The following is a 20,440-nucleotide window of genomic DNA, read 5'->3' on the forward strand; positions in this document are numbered from 1 at the left end:
AGCGCGATTTCCTTACAGCCATTCTGTTACAAGCTAGCCGGGTCGATGTGGCCATACCTCATCCAGTGTACTCAGCGCTGCATTTACCGGAGGCTCGTTGGCGCTTTCGTGTCGCCAAATAAAGCTTAATGCACAGGGCAGTCGAATGTTGTCGGCCACGGCTAGGCCACTCTCCTGGCGTTCGGTCATCGCTAGAGCGTCCCGGGCCAGGCTTAGGCCGACACCTGCGCGCACTAGGTCAAGCATGCAGGCCTCCTGGTCAACCTGGGCCACCCGATTGGGTACTGCGCCGCTTGGTCCAAGCGCCTGTTTTAATAGCCGATGGTGGGCGGAATTTTGGGGCGTGACAATCCACGGCAGCGTGGCCAGGTGCTCCCAGCGGGTATCGATAAGCCGGTTTTCCCAGCCCGCGGGGGCAACCACATGGTAGTGAAAATGCGTTAGCTCTCGCCAAGCCAGCGCCTCATGCCCTTTGCCAGGGGTGAGCCCAGAGGCTAGACCAGGACCTTCGCCGGGCGGCGCTAAATAAAAACCGACATCTAAATTGCCCTGTTCAATGCGGTTAAGCACGCTGCCGCTCATGCCATGGTGCAGCTCGGTTTCTAACTGGGGCGCGCGGGCCATTAAGCGGCTTAAAAAGGCGCCCAGGCGGAGAAATTCGGGGTCGACGATGGTGCCGATTGAGAGCTTGCCGCGCAGCGTGCTGTGTAATGTCCCGGCGGTTTGCTCAAACGCCTGGGCGCTGGCCAGGGCTTTTTCGGCGGCGGGCMGCAGCGCATGGCCATCGGCCGTCAACGCAAGGCCCTGAGGACGGCGGCTAAACAGCGTGAGGCCTAAATTCGCCTGCAGCTGCTTCAACTTTAGGCTAATGGCTGGTTGGGTCAGGTGTAGCTGCTCGGCGGCGCGTGACACGCTGCCCGTTCGTGCAACGGCCACGAAGGCGCGCAGGGTGGCGTACTCTTGCATGATTAGCCTCAAATACTTGTCGTGATATTAGCAGAGCTTATAACTGGCTTTTAAATAACTCAATTGATCCGTTCGCAGTGCCCAGTAGGCTAGGCTGAAGGTAAGCTCTTTGCACACGCTCTCAACATGCGTTCTTAAAACAGGTACTCCTCATGACAACAACAGCGATTCAACACTTTATTAATGGCCAGGTCAGCGCTGGAGAATCTTCTCMCTCTCAGGATGTATTCAACCCCGCCACCGGCCGTGTTACCGGTCATGTATCGCTGGCTTCCCCGGCGGACGTCAATACCGCGGTAGAGGCCGCCCAAGCCGCTTTTCCCGCCTGGGCTGATACCCCACCCATCCGACGCGCCCGGGTGATGTTCAAGTTTTTAGAGCTGTTAAACGCCCATAAAGATGAGCTAGCCGAAGCGATTACCAAAGAGCACGGCAAGGTGTTCACCGACGCCCAGGGTGAAGTGGCCCGCGGTATCGATATTGTCGAATTTGCCTGTGGAATTCCGCAGCTGTTAAAGGGTGACTACACCGAGCAGGTGAGTACCGGGATTGATAATTGGACGATGCGCCAGCCGTTAGGCGTCGTGGCTGGTATAACGCCATTTAATTTCCCAGCCATGGTGCCGATGTGGATGTTCCCGCTGGCAATTGCGGCGGGGAATACGTTTATTTTGAAGCCAAGCCCCCTTGATCCCAGTGCTTCGCTGCTGATGGCTGACTTGCTAAAGCAGGCAGGCCTGCCCGATGGCGTGTTTAACGTTGTGCAGGGTGATAAAGACTCCGTGGAAGCGCTCATCGACCACCCGCATGTTAAGGCGCTGTCGTTTGTGGGCTCCACGCCGATTGCCAACCTGATCTACGAGCGCGGCGCCCGCAACGGCAAGCGTATTCAAGCCTTGGGCGGGGCCAAAAATCATATGGTAGTGATGCCGGATGCGCATTTGGATAAAGCCGTCGATGCGCTGATTGGCGCTGCCTACGGCTCTGCCGGTGAGCGCTGCATGGCGATTAGCGTGGCGGTGCTGGTCGGTGATGTGGCGGATAAAGTTGTCCCAGCATTGGCTGAACGGGCCAAAGCGCTAAAAGTAAAAGATGGCATGCAGCTGGATGCGGAAATGGGCCCCATTGTGACCCGTGAGGCTCATCAGCGGATTACCGGCTATATCGAAAAAGGCGTGGCTGAAGGCGCTGAACTGGTGGTCGATGGTCGTACCTTTGACGCCTCTACGGCGGGGGAGGAGTGCGCCGAAGGGTTCTGGATGGGCGGCACGCTGTTCGACAATGTCACTCCCGAGATGACGATCTACAAAGAGGAAATTTTTGGCCCGGTACTGGTCTGTGTGCGGGTGCCGGATATCGCCACGGCCATTCAGTTGATTAACGATCATGAATTCGGTAACGGCGTAAGCTGCTTTACCGAAAGCGGTACGGTGGCGCGGGAGTTTGGCCGCCGTATTCAGGTCGGCATGGTGGGTATCAATGTGCCCATTCCGGTGCCCATGGCGTGGCACGGCTTTGGCGGCTGGAAGCGCTCAATGTTTGGTGATACCCACGCCTATGGCGAAGAGGGCGTGCGTTTCTACACCAAGCAGAAATCGATTATGCAGCGCTGGTCGGACTCGATTGATGCCGGGGCTGAATTTGTAATGCCCACTGCGAAGTAACGCCCACACGTTACCGGAGCCGACTAATGTCAGAACCCACCAATAACAATTTCGACTATATCGTGATTGGCGCAGGCACCGCGGGGTGCCTGCTGGCTAATCGTTTGAGCGCCAATCCCAATAATAAGGTGCTGCTGATAGAGGCGGGCGGTCGCGATAACTACCACTGGATTCATATCCCGGTGGGCTATCTCTACTGCATAAATAACCCACGCACCGACTGGCTATTTCGCACCGAGCCAGATAAAGGGCTCAATGGCCGTTCGCTGCTCTACCCGCGGGGGAAAACCCTGGGCGGCTGCTCCAGCATCAACGGTATGATCTATATGCGCGGCCAAGCGCGTGACTATGATCACTGGGCGGAAGTCACCGGCGAAGATGCCTGGCGTTGGGAGAACTGCCTACCCGACTTTATCAAACATGAAGACCACTACCGTCTGGACGAGGGCGGCGATGCAGACGCAAAACACCGCGATTTCCACGGCCACGGTGGCGAGTGGCGGATCGAAAAGCAGCGACTCAAGTGGCAGGTGCTGGATGATTTCGCCGAAGCTGCCGTGCAGGCGGGCATCCCGCGTACCGACGATTTTAACCGCGGCTCTAATGAGGGCGTGGCCTACTTTGAGGTCAATCAGCGCTCGGGCTGGCGCTGGAATACCGCCAAAGCGTTTTTACGACCCGCGCTGAAACGCGGCAACCTCACGCTATGGCACTCTACCCAGGTCAATCGGCTGCTCTTTGAGCAAGCGGAAGCACTACGCTGCACGGGTGTAGAGGTAGAGCGAGGGGGCAAAACCCAACATGCTATTTTGACCAAGGAGGGGGGCAATGCAGAAGTGGTGCTCTGCGCCGGCGCTATTGGTACGCCACATCTACTTCAGCTTTCCGGTGTGGGGCCCGCAGAGACGCTGCGAGAGCATGGCGTTGAGGTCGTGCATGAGCTGCCGGGCGTCGGCGAGAATTTGCAGGATCACCTGCAGATTCGTTCGATATATCGGATTACTAATGGCAAAACCCTCAATGCCATGGCCAGCACGCTGTGGGGTAAAGCGGGCATTGGCCTTGAGTACCTGCTTAAGCGCTCTGGGCCGATGAGCATGGCGCCTTCGCAGTTAGGAGCTTTTACCCGCAGTACGCAGGATCAGCCGCACCCCAATATTGAGTACCACGTTCAGCCGCTAAGCCTGGAAGCCTTTGGCCAGCCGCTGCACCCGTACCCAGCGATTACCGCCAGCGTATGCAATTTGAATCCTACCAGCCGTGGCACCGTGCGGCTTAAAAGCAGTGACCCACGCCAGGCACCGGCGATTTCTCCCAATTACCTGAGTACTCCTGAAGATCGCAAGGTGGCCGCGGATTCTCTACGGGTGACGAGGCGTATCGCCGGGCAGCCTGCGTTTGCCAAATACGCGCCGGAAGAGGTCAAGCCCGGCGTCGAGTACCAAAGCGACGATGAGCTGGCCCGGCTGGCCGGTGATATTGGCACGACGATATTCCACCCAGTGGGCACCGCGAGAATGGGCCGTGAGGATGATGCCATGGCAGTGGTCGACGCACGGCTGCGAGTGCGCGGCGTTAGAGGACTGCGGGTGGCTGATGCGAGCATTATGCCAACCATCACCAGCGGCAACACGAACTCGCCCACGCTGATGATTGCGGAAAAGGCCGCGGGTTGGATGCTGGCTGAGCGTCGTTAGCTGCCTAGGTTGCAGGCAATGGCTAGTGGCAAGAGCTATTAACTCGCGTTTTATGGGGGGTGTTGACGGAGGAGGGTGGTTAAGCGCAAAATAAAGCCAGTTGGTTAGCAAGTCGAACGTTGTCAGCAGTATAGAAGCGCCTCTAGCGTTAAATCTGGTGAAAGTCTCTTGTTATACCCACTGCAATTCGGGTATTTCCCGGTTTAATTAGCAACATCGAGGATTTCGATCATGGCAACTGGTACCGTTAAGTGGTTCAACGACACTAAAGGTTTCGGCTTCATTTCTCCTGACGACAATGGCGACGATCTGTTCGCGCATTTCTCTGAAATTCAGGCAGAAGGCTTCAAATCCCTGCAAGACGGCCAGAAGGTTTCCTTCGACGTCACCCAGGGTAAAAAAGGCCTTCAGGCTTCTAACATCAAAGTAGAAGGTTAATTCCTTTACTAAGGTGTTAACAATCACCGCCTAGCGTTGATTGACCAGAAAACCCCGCCGAGCGCGGGGTTTTCGCTTTTTAGGTTTTGTAACCTAAACTTAGCTCACCTCACACCTCACACCTCACACCTCACACCTCACACCTCACACCTCACACCTCACACCATATTCCATTTAGATCTTTAAATGTTTCTAAAAATAACTTTTTAGAATATAGGATTGGCTTCACAATACCGCCATGCTTATTTGTTAAGGATGTCGTGGTTATGTCGCTGGATGCTTGGATAGCGGTAGGGGTGGTACTCACCATCTTCCCGTTAATGGCCTTTTCACGCCTGGGGCCGGACATTATCTTGTTGGGCGCGGTTATTGTGCTAATGACGCTGGGGGTGATTGACCCCCAGCAGGCGCTAGGGGGCTTCTCCAATAGCGGCCTGTTTACCGTGGCGTTTATGTATGTGCTGGTGGCCAGCATTCGTGAAACCGGCGGCATCGACCTGATCATTCGCTATGTGCTCAAACGGCCCAAAAGCGAGCGGGGCGCGCTGGTTCGCCTGTTGCTGCCGGTGGCTTCGCTTAGCGGCTTTGTCAATAATACCCCCGTCGTTGCTACCTATATTCCCGCGGTCATGAGCTGGAGCCGTCGGCTACGCTTGTCTCCCCAGCGGTTGCTGATGCCGCTCAGCTTCGCCTCTATCCTCGGCGGCACCATCACGCTCTTTGGTACCAGCACTAACCTAGTGGTACATGGACTGCTGCTGGAGCGCTACCCGGAGCTTGGCATGGGCCTGTTGGATTTGGCCTGGGTAGGTGTTCCCGTAGCAATCGCAGGTCTTGCTTATCTAGTCTTGTTAGGGCCACGTCTGTTGCCCGCTAGGGAAGGACTGGCCAATGCGTTTGCCAACCCACGCGAATTCACTATCGAAATGGAAGTCGACCCGGCAGGCGTGTTGGTGGATCGTACCGTCGAAGAGGCGGGACTACGCCACCTGCAGGAGTTGTTTCTGGTTGAGATTGAGCGTGCAGGCAACGTGGTTAGCGTTGTTGGGCCGGGCGAGCAGCTCAAAGGCGGCGACCGGTTGGTGTTTGCAGGCACCTCTGATGCGGCAGTGGAGTTGCAGCAAATCCGCGGTTTGATCCCTTCCCGAGACGGCACTTCCAGTTTGGAGAAGGAGTTTAAAGAGCGTCGCTTGGTTGAGGCGGTGGTCTCCAACCAGTGCCAGTTTATTGGCCAGCGAATTCGCGATGGCCACTTTAGGACTTTGTATGGAGCCGCAGTGCTGGCGATCTGCCGTGGCGGTGAACGGGTTAAGGGCAATCTGGGGCAGGTGCGGCTGCAGCCCGCCGATGTGCTGCTGCTTGAAGCGCGGCCCCCGTTTATTGAGCGGCACCGCCAGTCACGGGACTTTTTGCTGATTAGTGAACTCAATGGCGCGGCGCGGCCGATTCATGAAAAAGCGCCGCTAGCGTGGGGCCTGCTGTTAGGTGCCGTGCTACTTGCCACCTTCGGTGTGCTGAGCATGCTCAACGCTGCCATGTTAGGGGCGGCATTGGCGCTACTAACGGGCTGCTGTTCGGTGGGCGCTGCCAAGCGTGACCTGGATACCCAGGTGCTGCTCACCATTGCGGCCTCCTTTGGGGTGGGGGCGGCGCTGCAGAGTTCCGGCGCTGCCGGGGTGATCGGCGGTGGGGTGTTGACCCTGGTGGCGGGTAATCCACTGCTGCTGTTAATAGGCACTTACTGCGTGGTTGCGCTGCTGACCGAACTGGTTACCAATAACGCAGCGGCGGTGATTATTTTCCCGGTGGTGATGAGTGCCTCGGAAAGCTTGGGCGTTAGCCCAATGCCCTATGTGGTGGCCGTCATGTTTGCCGCCTCGGCGAGCTTTTTAACCCCCATCGGCTATCAAACCAATTTGATGGTGTATGGCCCTGGGGGTTACCGGGTGAGCGATTTTCTGCGCCTGGGCAGTGGATTAAATATACTGACGGGCGCGATAGCGCTGGTATTAATTCCCCTGGTATGGCCTTTTTAAGTGGGCTGTGACTATTTTAGGCGCTCTCCCGCTCGCTGTTAACGCGGGTTTGCGCTAGGGTGACGCTTTTTGCATAAGGAATACGACGTTATGACTGCTCCTGGCGAACTGATTATTGAACCGAAAGATGGTCAACCCGCCGATGCCTGTGTGTTCATTATTCACGGCTTAGGTGCGGATGGGCACGATTTTGAACCGCTTGTGCCCGCACTGGCGCTGCCCAAAGATTCCCACGTGCGTTTTATCATGCCCCATGCGCCACGCCTGCCGGTGACGATTAATGGCGGCATGGTGATGCCCGCTTGGTACGATATTCTCGCCATGGATTTGGGGCGTCGGGTCGATGAGGTTCAACTCAAGAAATCCGCTGAGCGCATCCAAGCGCTGATTCAAGAGCAGATTGACCAGGGTATCGATAGCCAGCGCATTATTGTCGCGGGCTTTTCGCAAGGTGGCGCGGTTGCCTACCACGCCGCGCTGACTTTTCCCGCGCAGCTGGGTGGCTTGTTAGCCATGTCGACCTACTTCGCGACCGCCGACAATATCGATCTTGCAGAAGCTAATCGTCAGATTCCTGTGGAAGTTCAGCACGGTAACTTTGACCCCATTGTGCCTGAAAGCCTGGGTCGCAGCGGCGCCGACCGCTTAAAAGAGATGGGCTACGCGGTCAACTACCGCCAATACCCCATGGCCCATGCGCTCTGCCCCCAGCAGGTCAATGATATCGGCAAGTGGTTGGGTTCTCGCCTAAACTAAGCGCCTCCTCCTATTCGTGACCGATGCAAGGATGTAGCGAAAACGAATGATAGCTTTCTTTGATGCGATGAAACCTCTTGAAGCAATGGAAATGCTGCTGGCGCTATGCCTAACGGTGGCGGCGCTAGTGTGCCTGTTTGATCGCCACTTGCTGCGCGCCTGCTGCTTTTTTGTCGCCTTTGCAGCGGCAATGACGCTGGCTTGGTGGCGGCTAGAGGCTCCCTGGCTCGCCGCTGCCGAACTCGTGTTGGGCGTTGTGCTAACAGGAGCCTGTTTTTTTTATGCCCTGGGCCACGTTTCGCCGGGTGTTTCATCCCCTCTAGAGCGCGATAGATTTAGCGAGCCCTGGTCGCGGGTGGCGATGCGCGTGGCGTTGGCGCTGGCCTGGTTTGTCATGGTCGGTGCCGCAATCCGCTATGTCATCGCTGACATGGCGTATTCACCTTCAGAGCATCCACTGCTGCTGGCGGGGGTGGTGATTGCCGCTAGTGCATTGGGAGCTTTTGCACTACACCGTCATTTGCTGCGCCGTTTGCTGGCGTTCAATATTCTCGGCTCGGGGGTATTTATGCTGCTGGCGGGTGTGGCGGGCACCTCGGCGGCGGCTCAGGCGTTAATTAGCGTCGGGCTGTTGGTCGCCTGGCTGGGGACGATGCTGGGGGCGCTGCTAATTCGACAGCTTTTGCACCTGGAAGGGGTCGAGGCCTTAGGGCCTGACGGTAAGCCCAAGGAGGGCGCCAAATGATTTGGCGCTTTGGCCTTTTCGAGAGCACCTTTGAACCTCTTGCTAGTACCCATTGGGCGCTGTTAGCTGCGCTTGGCTTGCCGCTACTACTGGGCATGCTGGCGGCACTCTTTCCTCCTAAGCGGGCATGGCCTGTGGCGCTGGCTAGCCTGCCAGTTCTGGCGTCCGGGTGGATGCTGTTATCTGCTTATGACCAGGCGGGTCTGCTCCGCTGGCAGTGGGAAATAGCCGGTGTTCACTTATCGCTACGCTTAAACGGACTAAGCGTGCTGCTGCTGTTAATGACCCAAGTGATCGGCGTTGCCGCAGCGCTCTATACACCGGGATATCTGCGCTTAAGCGAAACCGGGCCATTGGCACGCTGGCTGTGGCCGCTGATGGGCGTTGTACTGAGTGCGTTGTCGTTAATTTGGCTGGCCACCGATCTGTTGACCCTTTATGCCGGGCTGGAGCTAATGGGGCTGGCGGCGGTTGGCATGCTGATGCTATCGGGCAAAGTGCCCGCACTCGTGGCGGGAATGCGCTATTTGCTGTTGGCGCTGGTGGGTTCTCTTACCTATCTACTCGGGGTCGCGTTGATTTTAGGTCACTGGGGTCGATTGGATCTGCAGGGCTTGGCTGATGTGGTAGAGCCTGGGCCGGTGGCGTGGTTCGCCGCCGCACTGATTGGCGCTGGGCTGGCCTTAAAAGCCGCGCTATTTCCGCTGCATGCCTGGTTGACCCCGGTGCACGAAAATGCCTGGACGCCCGTGAGCGCGCTGCATGCCGCGCTGGTGATCAAGGCGTCGCTATTTATACTGCTGCAGCTGTGGAGCATTCTGCTACCTGAAACCTTCTACGCCCCGCGTGTTATCGCCTGGCTAGGCCTACTGGCGATTGTATGGGGCGGGTTACTGGCCTGGCGTACTGATTCACTTAAAACCCTGGTGGCTTCGTCCACCGTGGCCCAGTTGGGGTATCTCATGGTGGCTTTTCCGCTGCTGCTGGGGCCCGATATTGCGCCGCTGCCCCGGGCGTTAGCCTGGGAGGGGTTTTGGCTGCAGCTAATGGGCCACGCCTTTGCCAAAGCCGCCATGTTTATGGCCGCAGGCAACCTGATACTGGCCACCGGGGAGAGCACGCTCAAAGGCCTGGCCGGTACCAGCCGCCGTTTGCCACTGTCGCTATTGGTGTTTGGCATCGCCTCCATCACCCTGATGGGCCTTCCGCCCAGTGCGGGCTTCACGGCTAAATGGATGCTGCTTCAGGCGATGATCATCACCCAGCAGTGGTGGGCGGTGGCGGCGTTATTAACCGGTACGCTACTCACTGCTGCCTATGTGTTTCGCATGTTTCGCTACTCCTTTGATGAGACAGCCCCACGGCATCGTTATCAACCCTTGGCGCCGGGCATGGATCTGATTGCACTAACGCTTGCTCTGATTGCGTTCGCCCTGGGGCTATTGGCGCATTTCCCTTTGGAATTGATGCACGGAGGTAGCCCATGAATGCCGCCTGGTTACCGATGACTGCTCTGGCCACTTCGCTACTGGTGGTGGTGATTATCTTTGCGCTGCCGGAAGACGCCCGGCGGCTGCGCACGACGATTAACCTAGCGGCGGCGGTGGTTAAAATTGTTCTGGTCGCCCTGATGGTCAGGCGGGTAGCCGCGGGACATGAGGATATTTTTAGCTTTCAGGTAGTAGGGGGCGTTGATTTTGTCCTGCGCAGCGATGCGCTAGGGGTGATGTTCGCCGGGTTATCGTCGCTGCTTTGGCTATGCACCACGGTGTATGCCATCGGTTACTTGGAAGGTTCGGCCAACCGGAAGCGCTTTTTTGGCTTTTTTAGTCTCTGCGTGGCGAGCACGATCGGCATTGCCCTCGCCGATAACCTGTTTACCTTTCTGGTTTTCTACGAAATGTTGACGCTCTCCACCTACCCGCTGGTGGTTCACAAGGGGACGCAGCAAGCCCTCAATGCGGGGCGCGTCTATTTGCGCTATACGCTAACAGCCGGTGTGGTGCTGCTATTGGGGGCCGTGCTGCTGTATAGCCTGACCGGGGATCAATCGTTCTCTTCAGAAGAAGGTCTGGGCGACTATTTGAACGATCACCGTGGCTTGCTGACGCTGATTTTTGCCCTATTAGTCGGTGGGCTTGCGGTAAAGGCGGCTATGGTGCCGCTACACGGTTGGTTACCCAGGGCGATGGTGGCGCCCGCACCGGTGAGTGCACTGCTGCACGCGGTAGCGGTGGTGAAGGCGGGCGCGTTTGGCATTTTGCGGGTGGTTTACGACCTGTTTGGCATTGAGCTGAGCGTGGAGCTGGGCGTTATCACCGCGTTAGCGGTAGCGGCCTCGATTACGATTATCTATGGCTCGTTAAGGGCGATTGCTCAAGAGGAGCTCAAACCACGCCTCGCGTTCTCCACGATTAGCCAGGTCTCCTACGTCATTCTCGGCATCGGCTTATTCGGCCCGTTTGGCACCGTCGGCGCCTTGGCGCACTTGCTGCATCAGGGCTTAATGAAGGTCACGCTGTTCTTCTGTGCGGGTAACTATGCCGAAGAGCTGGGGATTCATCGCATCGATGAAATGGACGGTGCTGGTAAGCGTATGCCGTTGACCAGCATCGCGTTTACTATCGGCGCGTTTGGCATGATTGGCCTTCCTCCCGTTGCGGGGTTTATTACCAAGTGGTACCTCGGCGTTGGCGCGATTCAGGCCGAGATGTACTGGGTCGTCGCCGTGCTAGTGGCGAGCAGTACCCTCAACGCCATGTACTTTTTACCCATTGTGCACCTCTTATGGTTCCGTTCAGGGCCCGCCCATGGCAAAGGCAGTTGGCCCAAAGAGCAGCGTCTAGGCCGTTTTGAAACCCATAGTTGGCTGCTGTTACCAATGATGTTTACCGCCTTGGTGAGTTTGGGGGCCGGGCTATTTGCCGGGCTCCCCTTTAGCCCCTTGGATTGGGCGGCTCGGGTAGCCAACGGGGAGTATCTACCATGATGACCATGCTGCTCGCCCTGGCGCTACTTTGGCCGCTGGTCGTCATCGGTTGGACGCTATGGGGCGCCTACCGCGCTCCGGCTGCTTGTCAGAGCTATTTTTCAGCACTATGGCTAAGCGCCGCTTGGCCCGCGCTGCTGCTAGCCTACGGCGGTGAAGCGCAGTGGACGATGGATGCCTGGATGCTGGGCGGCGAATGGGCGCTTAACTCGCTAAGCCGCCCTTGGCTTGCGTTTACCGCGCTGCTCTGGGGGTTGGCAGCCATCCACGCGAGGGGCTATTTTGCGACGGAACAGGCGAAGGCCCAGGAGGGGGATCAGGATACTCAGCGACGCCTGTTGCGTTTAGCGCTGCTTTGGCCGCTGACACTGCTCGGCAACGTACTGCTGATTATTGCCCAGGATATTGCCAGTTTCTATCTAGGCTTTGCGCTGATGACCTTCGCCGCCTACGCCCTGGTGGTGCATAGCGGAACTGAGGAGGCACGACTGGGGGCCAAGGCTTATTTGATGTTAGCCGTGGTGGGGGAAGGACTCATTATAGGCGGCTTTCTATGGGCAGCCGGCGAAGCTGACACATTAACGCTGCAAGGCCTGCGTGAAGGCATTTTGGTTGCAGAACAAGGTGCATGGATGGCCGCCCTGCTGTGCTTGGGCTTTGGCGTGAAAGCAGGTGTTATTGGCTTGCACGTATGGCTACCGTTAGCCCACCCGGTGGCTCCGGCCCCGGCCAGTGCAGTGCTGAGCGGGGCGATGATTAAGGCGGGACTGCTGGGCTGGATCAGTGTGCTGCCGCTAGGGAGTGAACAGGTTTCGGCCTCATTAGCTCAGTTTGGCCGCATTATGTTAATTGCAGGGCTGTCGGCGGCGTTTGGCGCCGCGCTGTATGGGGTTTTTCAGCGCCACCCTAAAGCGGTGTTGGCATACTCCAGCATCAGCCAGATGGGCATGATGACCGCGCTAGTGGCCATGGGGTTAGTCGCGCCAGCGGTATGGCCGCTGCTATGGCCAGGCTTGGTACTATTTGCCGCCCATCACGCGCTGGCCAAAGGTTCGCTGTTTATGGGCACCAGTATCAGCGAGCACTTGCCGCGCTGGCCGCTGCCGTTGGTTTGGGCGTTGCTGGCCCTGCCGGGTATCTCGTTGGCGGGCGCCATTGGTGCGGGCCTGATCAGCAAGTGGGGCGTGAAGAGTCCGCTGTACGAAATGCACCATGAGTCCTTGATCAAGCTGCTCAGCTGGGCGGCTGTTGGCACGGCGGCACTCGTGAGTGTTGCCCTTTGGCGTCAGTGGCAGCAGCGTCATAAGGGGGGCAGTAACCGCGAGCAGTGGGGCGCCTGGTTAGTCGCCATCGCCGCAGCGCTGTTAACACCGCTGTGGCTTCCACTTCCAGCAGGCAGCATCGAGATACCCCCGCTGAAAGAGTGGCTGGGCATCATGTGGCCCTTTCCGGTCGGGGTGCTGTTCGCCGCGGTGGGTTGGTTATTAACGCGCCCGCTGAAGGGAAAATCACTCCCCGCCGGCGACCTATGGTGGATCTACGCGGGTATTGTAGGCGCTGTGCTGGTGCCATTACGTCAGGTTGGCGACTGCTGCACCCAGATGAAAGCGACAAGCGTGGCGACCGCGCAAAAAACCGAAGAAACGTTGATGGGGCATTTAACGCGGCTGTTGTCTGCTGAGTCCTGGTTGCGTCACCATGCCAGTGGTTTGATGATGGKGCTTGCCGTATTGCTTGCGGCGCTACTGATGTGGGAAGGCCAGCGATGAGACGACTGTGTGGAATGTGCTTGTCAGGAGCCTGCTATGGGTAAGCTCCCTCGCGGTCGCCGCGCGCAGGTACCTGGTGATATACCCCAACGGGGGTGGCACGATATTGCCTGGCGGGTAGTACGCGCCGCGCGCCGTAACCGCCTTACTATGCTGGCCGCCGGTGTGGCTTTCTACGCCTTACTGGCGCTGTTCCCCACCATTGCGGCGGTCATTTCACTCTGGGGATTACTGTTTGACCCTTATGAAGCTGGCCAGCAGCTGTACGAAATCAGTCGTTTTATGCCACCGGATGCTGCCGAATTAATCGATAAGCAGGCCCAGCAGGTAGTTGAGAGWGCGGAGTCAGGTAGCTTTCTGGGTGCTCTAGCCGGGTTGCTGATTGCCATGTTTATCGCTTCCAAAGGGGTGGCGGTATTAGTCATAGGACTGAACGTGGTGTACGGCGAAAGCGAAAAACGCAGCCTGTTACACCGCAGTACGGTATTGGTATCACTGACCTTTGGCTTGATTTTTATGACCCTGGTGTCGCTGGCTTTCATTGCCATCGTGCCGGTGGTCGTCAACGCCCTGGCGATTGACCCACCGCTGAATAAGATCCTGCAGTGGCTGCGCTGGCCCGCATTATTGTTCATGATGAGTATGCTGATTGCGTTGCTGTACCGCTACGCGCCTTATCGGCGTTCGGCCCAGTGGAGTTGGTTAAGCTATGGCACGCTGCTGGCAACGGTGATGTGGCTGTTAGGTTCCGGTGGGCTTTCGCTTTATGTGCGCTACTTCTCTACCTTTAGTGAGCTTTACGGCTCCCTGGGTGCTGTGGTGGCGCTGATGATCTGGTTCTGGTTGTCTGCCTTTGTAGTGCTGTTTGGTGCGGAAGTTAACTGTGAGATGGAGCGCCAGACCTTCAACGACACCACCATTGGAGAGGCGCGCCCGTTAGGTGAGCGTGAAGCATTTGCCGCGGACACTATTGGTGCCCCCCGGTCATTGAAAGACTCAGCAGGAAGCAATGAGACTGAATAATCCCCCCACCCTTTGTTAGCGGTGGGAGGCGGTTGGTTTTAAAAGCAGGTCTAAAGCAGCTCTTCCGCCGCTAGGGCCAAGCGCGAGCGCTCGACGCTTTTCAAGGTGATATGCCCAGCGTGAGGCCAATCGCGGAAGCGCTCAACTACGGCGGCCATGCCGCAGGTGTTGGCAGTGAGGTAGGGAGTGTCAATCTGCCCGACGTTGCCCAGGCAGACAATTTTTGTATTGCGCCCCGCCCGTGTCACCAGCGATTTAAGCTGTTTGGGGGTGAAGTTCTGTGCCTCATCAATGATTAAAAAGGTGTCGTTTAGGGTGCGACCACGCATAAAGCTCGGCGAACGGATTTGCACCCGCGAGCCAATCAACTGCCGCGTGGCGCCGTTATCCCAGCTTGATTCTCCCTCCTCGTTGCGCAGCAGGTTATCCATATTGTCGTGGAAGGCACCCATCCACGGTGACATTTTCTCCTCCTCGGTGCCGGGTAGAAAACCAATGTCTTCGCCCATGGGGATTGGCGCGCGGGTAAACACAATGCGTTCAAACAGTTTGGCGTCCAGGGTTTGCTGAAAGGCCGCGGCCAGGGTCATAAAGGTCTTACCCGTACCGGCATTACCGGCGATGGTGACCAGATCAATATCGGGATCCATGAGGAGGTTTAGCGTGAAGTTTTGTCGACTGTCATGGGCGTGAACACCCCACACGCCGGAGTGATGGCGGTAGTTCGTCAGCAGCTGAAGACGCGCTGAAGAGGGGCCCAGTTCACGAACGATCGCTTCGAACTCCGCCCCGTTTTCGCTATCCGAGACCAGCATGCCTACGTGCCAGTGGCGGGGCATATTGCCAGTGAGTTGGTAGAAAGTGTGGTGATCAAGTCGTTCTACGGTGACGTCAACATTCAACGTTTCCCATAATGAAGCGCCATGCTGGCCTGCGGAGGCGTAGACCTGTGCGCCCTCAATCATGGCGTCACTGTCGGAGAAAGCGCGGTCGTTGAGATAATCTTCCACCGGTACTTTCAGCGCAGCGGCTTTAACGCGCAGGTTAATGTCTTTGGTGATCAGAATGACCGAGGCGTCGGGACGTTCTTCGCGTAGGCGACAGGTCTCCGCCAGTATGCGGTTATCGGGGCTATCGTCGAGGGAATCAAACAGCTTTAAATCGTTATAACATAAAAAGTGCAGGCGTCCTGTGTCGCCACTGAGTCGGGGAATCGGAATGCCGCGTTGGATCTCATCAAAGGTGACTTGGCTGGTAAGGTCGGAGAGCGTACGGCTGATTTGGCGAGCCGTGCGGGCAATTTCACGTACACCATTTTTGTGCTTATCAAGTTCCTCCAGGACGGTCATGGGGATAACGACGTCGTGCTCATCGAAGTGGTAGAGCGCGGTGGGGTCATGAATCAGGACATTGGTGTCCAACACATACAGCCGAGTGGCTTTCTTATCGAGTCGTACCATCGTTGGAATCACTCCTTGGTTGACGGCAACTTCGACACTGGCAGGTGCGTATTACGTCTGGATGACACTTACCAGTGTTCCTCACGTGGCGTGTCCTGGCGTCTCCTTATTTAGCTCTTTTTAATAGCGTGGAAGGCTTTGGCGTTTTTTTCCACAAAAAAGATTTCAACGATATGTCAGCAAGTCCTGAGTATTAGCCTGGTACTCGCCCGGGTATCAGTTCTGGGAAGCTAAGAAGTGCGCCACCTTGTTTAATAAGGCGGTGGCCACCACGCCACGATTATTGCTCTCCACATAGCGGTAATAGTGGCTGTCTAGCACTAGATCGTGATTTAGCATGCAGAGCGTGCCTGCCTCTAGGGCGCCTTTGACCAGCGGGKAGGGCAGCAGCGCCCAGCCGGTAGCGTTGATAACGGCATCGCGAATCACCTCAAACATGGTCAGCCCAAGGTAATTACCTGAAAACAGCGCTTCGCTGATCAGTTTGTCGTCCTGTACATGGGTTAAACACACTTGAGTGTACTGGGCCAAGTCGTCGCGATTAACGCTGGGGAGGCGGCTTAGCGGGTGATGGGGCGCTGCCACTAGCCGCATACTGACGGGGGCCAGATTGGCGGCGTTGGCGTCGATACCTTCAGCGGTATACAGCCCAAAGGCAATATCCACCGTTTGGCGCTGCACAAACTGGGTGTGCTCCTGGGGTGGCACCAAGTACACCGAAATCGCGGTTAACGGAAACTGCTGTTTTAAATCATGCATCACCTGGCGCCAAAACACCTCGGGGAGAGCGTCATCACGGGCAATGCCGAGTTGGCTTTCAACGCCCTGCAAGTGTTGGTGGCAGTGTTTCTTGATCCGGCTGGCGCTGGTGAGKAAACGGTAGCAGTCGGGAAGCACGCTATCGCCTACGGCGGTCAGCGKTAGGCTGTTGCCCGAGCGCTCAAATAGCGCCACGCCCAAGCTGTCCTCCAGCGCATTGACGGCAGCACTTAGCGTGCTCCGTTTTAAGCCGGTATGCCGTGCAGCGGCAGCAAAGGAGCCATGCTCGGTAACATCAATAAAAGCCTGTACCTGTTCAGCGCGCATAGTCGCCTCGTTTAATGCGTTGAGCGCCAGTTAACTTGGCGCTGAGCGATTCGTGATTGTCATAACTCTTCTCTATTATGGCGCACAATTCGCCTAACGTGATGGAGTTATCCGCGTGACCCCCTTTGTTGCCGAGCGCCGTGCGCTAAGATTTTCAGCTATTTCAGCCAGCCTGTTTGCGTTTACCGGGCTGGTGCTAGGGCTGACCAGCGGTTCCATAACGATTCTTTTTGACAGCGGTTACTCGCTGCTGAGCCTGGTGCTGGCGTCGCTATCGTTATTTGCGCTTAAGCAGGCGCGTAAACCTGCAGACGATCACTACCCCTTTGGGCGGCTGACGGTGGAGCCGCTTGCGGTGCTGCTCAAAGGCGTAGTGATCGCGATGGTGTGTATCGTTTCGCTGGTTTCGGCTTTGTGGAGCCTGCTTGACGGCGGGCGACTGGTCACGCTGGATTTGGCGCTGATGTTTGGCGTGGTCAACGTAACCGGCTGTTTATTAACCTGGTGGTGGCTGGCGCGATACGCTCGGGTGGCCCGCTCGTCGCTACTTGCCGCCGAGCTGCGCCAGTGGCAGATGGATACCTGGCTGAGCGCCGCCGTTATGCTGGGGTTTGGGCTTACCTGGCTGTTAACCCAATCGCCCTGGGCCAGCTACGCACGCTTTGCTGACCCTGTCATGGTGCTCATCATTGCAGGCTACTTCCTCCCGATGCCGATTCGTATGGTGAAAGGAGCGCTACGTGAGCTGATGTTTGGCGGCTCATGCAGCAGCGTGCGGCAAGAAGTGGTGGAGGATGTTGCCGATTATGACGTCACCGCTGACGATGTTCGCCTGGCCCAAGTGGGTAGTTTCCTGATGGTCGATATCCAGCTCGACAAGCAGCAGTTCAACGACGCTCAAGAGATTGTCGATAGTGTCGAGCAGCGTTGTAAGCGGCTAAACCTTCGCCCTATTACCAGTCTTACCTTAGTCGCTGGCTGAGGCGGGTGAAAAAAGATTGACGTTCTGTTAAAGGCAGTGCTATTTAGCGCTACCGACAATAGGTGTCGGCTTAATAGTGCTACGTTGAGGGTTGTAAAAACATGCCACTGCGCCGCTGTTTACCCGTACTGCTACTGACCGCACTGGTCGCTGGCTGTGCAAGTTCTACCATTGCGCCAAGCTATACCACCGACAATCCTGATGTTATGCGGATTGGCGGAGAGCGCCCGGCTAACCGCGATGCGAGCGTTGAAAGCGCTGGATCTTTCTGCCTTGAAACCGCCGAACGCTGGAATGAGCATGGCCGTACGCCGGATGGCCAAACGCTATGGGCAAAAGACACCCTGCGTAAAGTGGTGCCTTGCAAGCAGTAGTCKTTAGCAAAACCAAAACCGCCAGCTTCGCTAAGCTGGCGGTTTTATATCAAAAGGGATAGTTAATCCTGTTTCTTTTCCGGTTTGCCTTTGCGCTTTGTACTCGCGAAATCTTCTAGCTCCTCCTCGCTCATGGAGTCATACATCTCTTTAGACGAACCATAAAGTTCACTGGGCTTGGTTTCCCCGCGCTTAGCGGAAAGCGCTGCCCCTGCCGCTTTTTGTTGCGCTTTAGAGGTTGCTGGCATTGCTGATCTCCTTTCGGTTAGCTTCCTTTTACCTACTGCACTATTGAGTATTGCACGGTTGAGCATTTCACTTTTGAGCATAGTAGCTGGAACGCAGCTTTCCAGAAGCATCAATCAAACCTTCCACATGTGCCAATCAGTTGACTTCCATTTGCCTGTCGCGTTATTAACCTACCGGTCGAAGTGTGCCACTCAGTAACGTCATCGTATCAATGCTGTTAACGAAGAGAACGCCATGACTCCAGCTATTAATGGTGCAAAACACGCAGGCATAGCCTTCCAAATCCATGAGTACCACCACGATGCCACCGCGCACTCCTATGGGTTAGAGGCAGCTGAAAAACTGGGCGTCGCGGTGGAGCAGGTATTTAAAACCTTAGTGGTGAAGCTGGATGGTAAGCAGCTGGCAGTCGGTATTGTGCCCGTCACAGGGCAGCTAAACCTAAAGCAGATCGCCAAAGTCGCTGGGGCCAAAAAAGCGACCATGGCAGAGCCGTCGGAAGTGGAGCGCACGACCGGCTATGTGCTCGGTGGTGTTAGCCCACTGGGGCAGAAAAAGCGCTTGGCCACCTTTATTGATCACTCCGCCGAGGCTTTCGCCAGTATCTATGTCAGCGCCGGGCGACGCGGGCTTGAAATTGAGCTGGCGCCTGGGGATTTAGCCACGCTGACTCAGGCAACTTTTGTACCGCTGGCAGCGTGATGGCGATGTGATGGCGGCGCAGTTTGAGGCACTTTCTGGTATGGTGCTTCACATTATAGGTTTGCGGGGCAATACGGCCCCTTCAGGAATTTTCTGTGTCCGACACTTCTTTTGCATCTCTGGCGCTTCCAGCAGCGCTACTGACGAATCTAGACACCCTTGGCTACCACGAAATGTCGCCGGTGCAGGCGGAGAGTCTGCCGCCCATGCTGGCCGGGCGCGATGTGCTGGCCCAGGCGAAAACCGGCTCAGGCAAAACCGCGGCATTTGGTTTAGCGCTGTTAGCTAAGCTGAAAGTGGAGAGCTTCGCGGTACAGGGCTTGGTGCTTTGCCCCACCCGAGAACTCGCTGACCAAGTGGCTGAAGAGCTGCGCCGCTTGGCTCGCGGTATGGCCAATGTGAAAATACTCACGCTCTGCGGCGGCGCGCCTTTTGGCCCGCAGCTCGGCTCTTTAGAGCATGGTGCACACATTGTGGTCGGCACGCCGGGGCGTATCGACGAGCATTTACGCAAAGGTTCGCTCACCCTGGATGCGCTTTCCATACTGGTGTTGGATGAAGCGGATCGCATGCTGGACATGGGCTTCCAGGCAACCATCGATGACATCATTGCCGATACCCCAACTGACCGCCAAACGCTGCTGTTCAGCGCAACTTTCCCGGACGAGCAATCATCGGGCGGGCTAACCGCGATGACCCGCGGCATTTTGCGCAATCCGGTGACGGTCAAAATCGCCGAGGTTCACGACGCCAGCACTATCCAACAGCACTTTTATAGCGTCGCCAATGAAGAGGCGCGATTCGATGCTTTACGCCAACTTCTGCTGGTCTATCGACCCGCCACCAGCGTGGTGTTCTGCAACACCAAACGCGAAACCCAGGCAGTGGCCGAACAGCTGACTGATGCTGGGTTTAGCGCCGTGGCGCTCAATGGCGATCTTGAGCAGAAAGACCGTGACCGTATACTGATTCTGTTTTCCAACCAGAGTGCCTCTATTCTGGTGGCCACGGACGTTGCCGCCCGGGGCTTGGATATCGCCCAGCTAGATGCCGTGTTTAACTACCAAATTGCTCGCGAGCTTGATGTGCACGTACATAGGGTTGGGCGCACCGGCCGTGCTGGCGCTAGTGGCATTGCCTGTACGCTAGTCACCCCGAAAGAGAGCTACCGGCTGGAGCGGCTGGAAGGGTTGCTGGAGCAGGCGATTAAAACGGAACCTTTGCCCAAACCCCAGCACTCGGTACCGTTTGAGCCGCTAATGGCGACGCTGCAACTCGCGGGCGGAAAAAAGGATAAACTGCGGCCGGGTGATATTCTGGGGGCGCTGACCGGTGAAGGTGGGCTGCGCGGTGAGCAAGTGGGTAAAATCAAAGTGCTCGCCCGCAGTGCCTATGTGGCCGTGGAGCGCAATGTGATCCAGCAAGCTCAGGCCAAACTCGAGCGTGATAAATTAAAAGGGCGGGCTTTCCGTGTTCGCCGTATCCGTTATTGAACGCGTACCAA

Annotated in this window: 18 protein-coding genes; 14 read left to right on the plus strand and 4 right to left on the minus strand. The window is 56.9% G+C overall.

The window, feature by feature from the left end:
* Positions 1–33: 33 nt before the first annotated feature.
* Entirely contained in the window at positions 34–966 is a 933-nt protein-coding gene (locus HALO_RS06765) for a LysR family transcriptional regulator (protein WP_050713219.1), read from the minus strand.
* Positions 967–1,118: 152 nt separating this feature from the next.
* Here HALO_RS06765 and HALO_RS06770 point away from each other — a divergent pair, with 152 nt between their 5' ends.
* From HALO_RS06770 to HALO_RS06815, 10 genes are all read left to right on the plus strand, one after another.
* Positions 1,119–2,630, plus strand: coding sequence for a CoA-acylating methylmalonate-semialdehyde dehydrogenase (locus HALO_RS06770; RefSeq protein ID WP_050713220.1), 1,512 nt, complete (start codon positions 1,119–1,121; stop codon positions 2,628–2,630).
* Positions 2,631–2,656: 26 nt separating this feature from the next.
* Entirely contained in the window at positions 2,657–4,327 is a 1,671-nt protein-coding gene (locus HALO_RS06775; RefSeq protein WP_035584884.1) for a GMC family oxidoreductase, read from the plus strand.
* 231 nt (positions 4,328–4,558) lie between these two features.
* Entirely contained in the window at positions 4,559–4,765 is a 207-nt protein-coding gene (locus tag HALO_RS06780) for a cold-shock protein (RefSeq protein ID WP_022522448.1), read from the plus strand.
* Positions 4,766–5,031: 266 nt separating this feature from the next.
* Positions 5,032–6,801, plus strand: a complete 1,770-nt coding sequence (locus tag HALO_RS06785; RefSeq protein ID WP_035584881.1) for an SLC13 family permease — start codon at positions 5,032–5,034, stop codon at positions 6,799–6,801.
* Between the two features lie 90 nt (positions 6,802–6,891).
* Positions 6,892–7,557 (plus strand): alpha/beta hydrolase, encoded by a 666-nt coding sequence (locus HALO_RS06790; RefSeq protein WP_035584878.1) that lies wholly within the window; start codon positions 6,892–6,894, stop codon positions 7,555–7,557.
* Between the two features lie 46 nt (positions 7,558–7,603).
* Positions 7,604–8,302, plus strand: a complete 699-nt coding sequence (locus tag HALO_RS06795; RefSeq protein ID WP_081899173.1) for a hydrogenase subunit MbhD domain-containing protein — start codon at positions 7,604–7,606, stop codon at positions 8,300–8,302.
* Positions 8,299–9,789: a complex I subunit 5 family protein gene (locus HALO_RS06800; RefSeq protein WP_035584875.1), complete on the plus strand. Its 1,491-nt coding sequence runs from the start codon at positions 8,299–8,301 to the stop codon at positions 9,787–9,789. Before HALO_RS06795 ends, HALO_RS06800 begins: the two co-directional genes overlap by 4 nt.
* The gene (locus HALO_RS06805) at positions 9,786–11,291 is read left to right on the plus strand and encodes a complex I subunit 5 family protein (protein ID WP_050713221.1); all 1,506 of its coding nucleotides are present in this window, start codon (positions 9,786–9,788) and stop codon (positions 11,289–11,291) included. Before HALO_RS06800 ends, HALO_RS06805 begins: the two co-directional genes overlap by 4 nt.
* Positions 11,288–13,060, plus strand: a complete 1,773-nt coding sequence (locus tag HALO_RS06810) for a complex I subunit 5 family protein (RefSeq protein ID WP_050713222.1) — start codon at positions 11,288–11,290, stop codon at positions 13,058–13,060. The genes HALO_RS06805 and HALO_RS06810 overlap by 4 nt, the downstream gene beginning before the upstream one ends.
* Before the next feature lie 36 nt (positions 13,061–13,096).
* The gene (locus HALO_RS06815; RefSeq protein WP_050713223.1) at positions 13,097–14,083 is read left to right on the plus strand and encodes a YihY/virulence factor BrkB family protein; all 987 of its coding nucleotides are present in this window, start codon (positions 13,097–13,099) and stop codon (positions 14,081–14,083) included.
* A 50-nt stretch (positions 14,084–14,133) separates the two neighbouring features.
* Here HALO_RS06815 and HALO_RS06820 read toward each other — a convergent pair whose 3' ends face one another.
* Both HALO_RS06820 and HALO_RS06825 read right to left on the minus strand, forming a co-directional pair.
* A complete protein-coding gene (locus tag HALO_RS06820) occupies positions 14,134–15,543 on the minus strand; it encodes a PhoH family protein (protein ID WP_035584865.1) in 1,410 nt (469 codons plus the stop codon).
* A 216-nt stretch (positions 15,544–15,759) separates the two neighbouring features.
* Positions 15,760–16,629 (minus strand): LysR family transcriptional regulator, encoded by an 870-nt coding sequence (locus tag HALO_RS06825; protein ID WP_050713224.1) that lies wholly within the window; start codon positions 16,627–16,629, stop codon positions 15,760–15,762.
* 115 nt (positions 16,630–16,744) lie between these two features.
* Here HALO_RS06825 and HALO_RS06830 point away from each other — a divergent pair, with 115 nt between their 5' ends.
* Positions 16,745–17,611: a cation diffusion facilitator family transporter gene (locus HALO_RS06830; RefSeq protein ID WP_035584861.1), complete on the plus strand. Its 867-nt coding sequence runs from the start codon at positions 16,745–16,747 to the stop codon at positions 17,609–17,611.
* 101 nt (positions 17,612–17,712) lie between these two features.
* Positions 17,713–17,985 carry a hypothetical protein gene (locus HALO_RS06835; protein ID WP_022522459.1) on the plus strand — a complete coding sequence of 91 codons (273 nt, stop codon included), beginning with the start codon at positions 17,713–17,715 and terminating at the stop codon, positions 17,983–17,985.
* A gap of 62 nt (positions 17,986–18,047) precedes the next feature.
* On the opposite strand, the gene HALO_RS06840 is transcribed toward HALO_RS06835, so the two are convergent.
* On the minus strand, positions 18,048–18,233 hold the full coding sequence (locus tag HALO_RS06840) for a DUF3008 family protein (protein WP_035584858.1): 186 nt from the start codon (positions 18,231–18,233) through the stop codon (positions 18,048–18,050).
* Between the two features lie 235 nt (positions 18,234–18,468).
* Here HALO_RS06840 and ybaK point away from each other — a divergent pair, with 235 nt between their 5' ends.
* Together ybaK and dbpA are read left to right on the plus strand one after the other, a co-directional pair.
* Complete coding sequence (gene ybaK, locus HALO_RS06845) at positions 18,469–18,936, plus strand: Cys-tRNA(Pro) deacylase (protein ID WP_035584855.1); 468 nt, start codon at positions 18,469–18,471, stop codon at positions 18,934–18,936.
* A 95-nt stretch (positions 18,937–19,031) separates the two neighbouring features.
* The gene (dbpA, locus tag HALO_RS06850; protein WP_035584852.1) at positions 19,032–20,429 is read left to right on the plus strand and encodes an ATP-dependent RNA helicase DbpA; all 1,398 of its coding nucleotides are present in this window, start codon (positions 19,032–19,034) and stop codon (positions 20,427–20,429) included.
* Positions 20,430–20,440 lie beyond the last annotated feature (11 nt).

It is taken from the genome of Halomonas sp. R57-5 (assembly GCF_900070345.1).
Lineage (GTDB): Bacteria > Pseudomonadota > Gammaproteobacteria > Pseudomonadales > Halomonadaceae > Vreelandella > Vreelandella ventosae_B.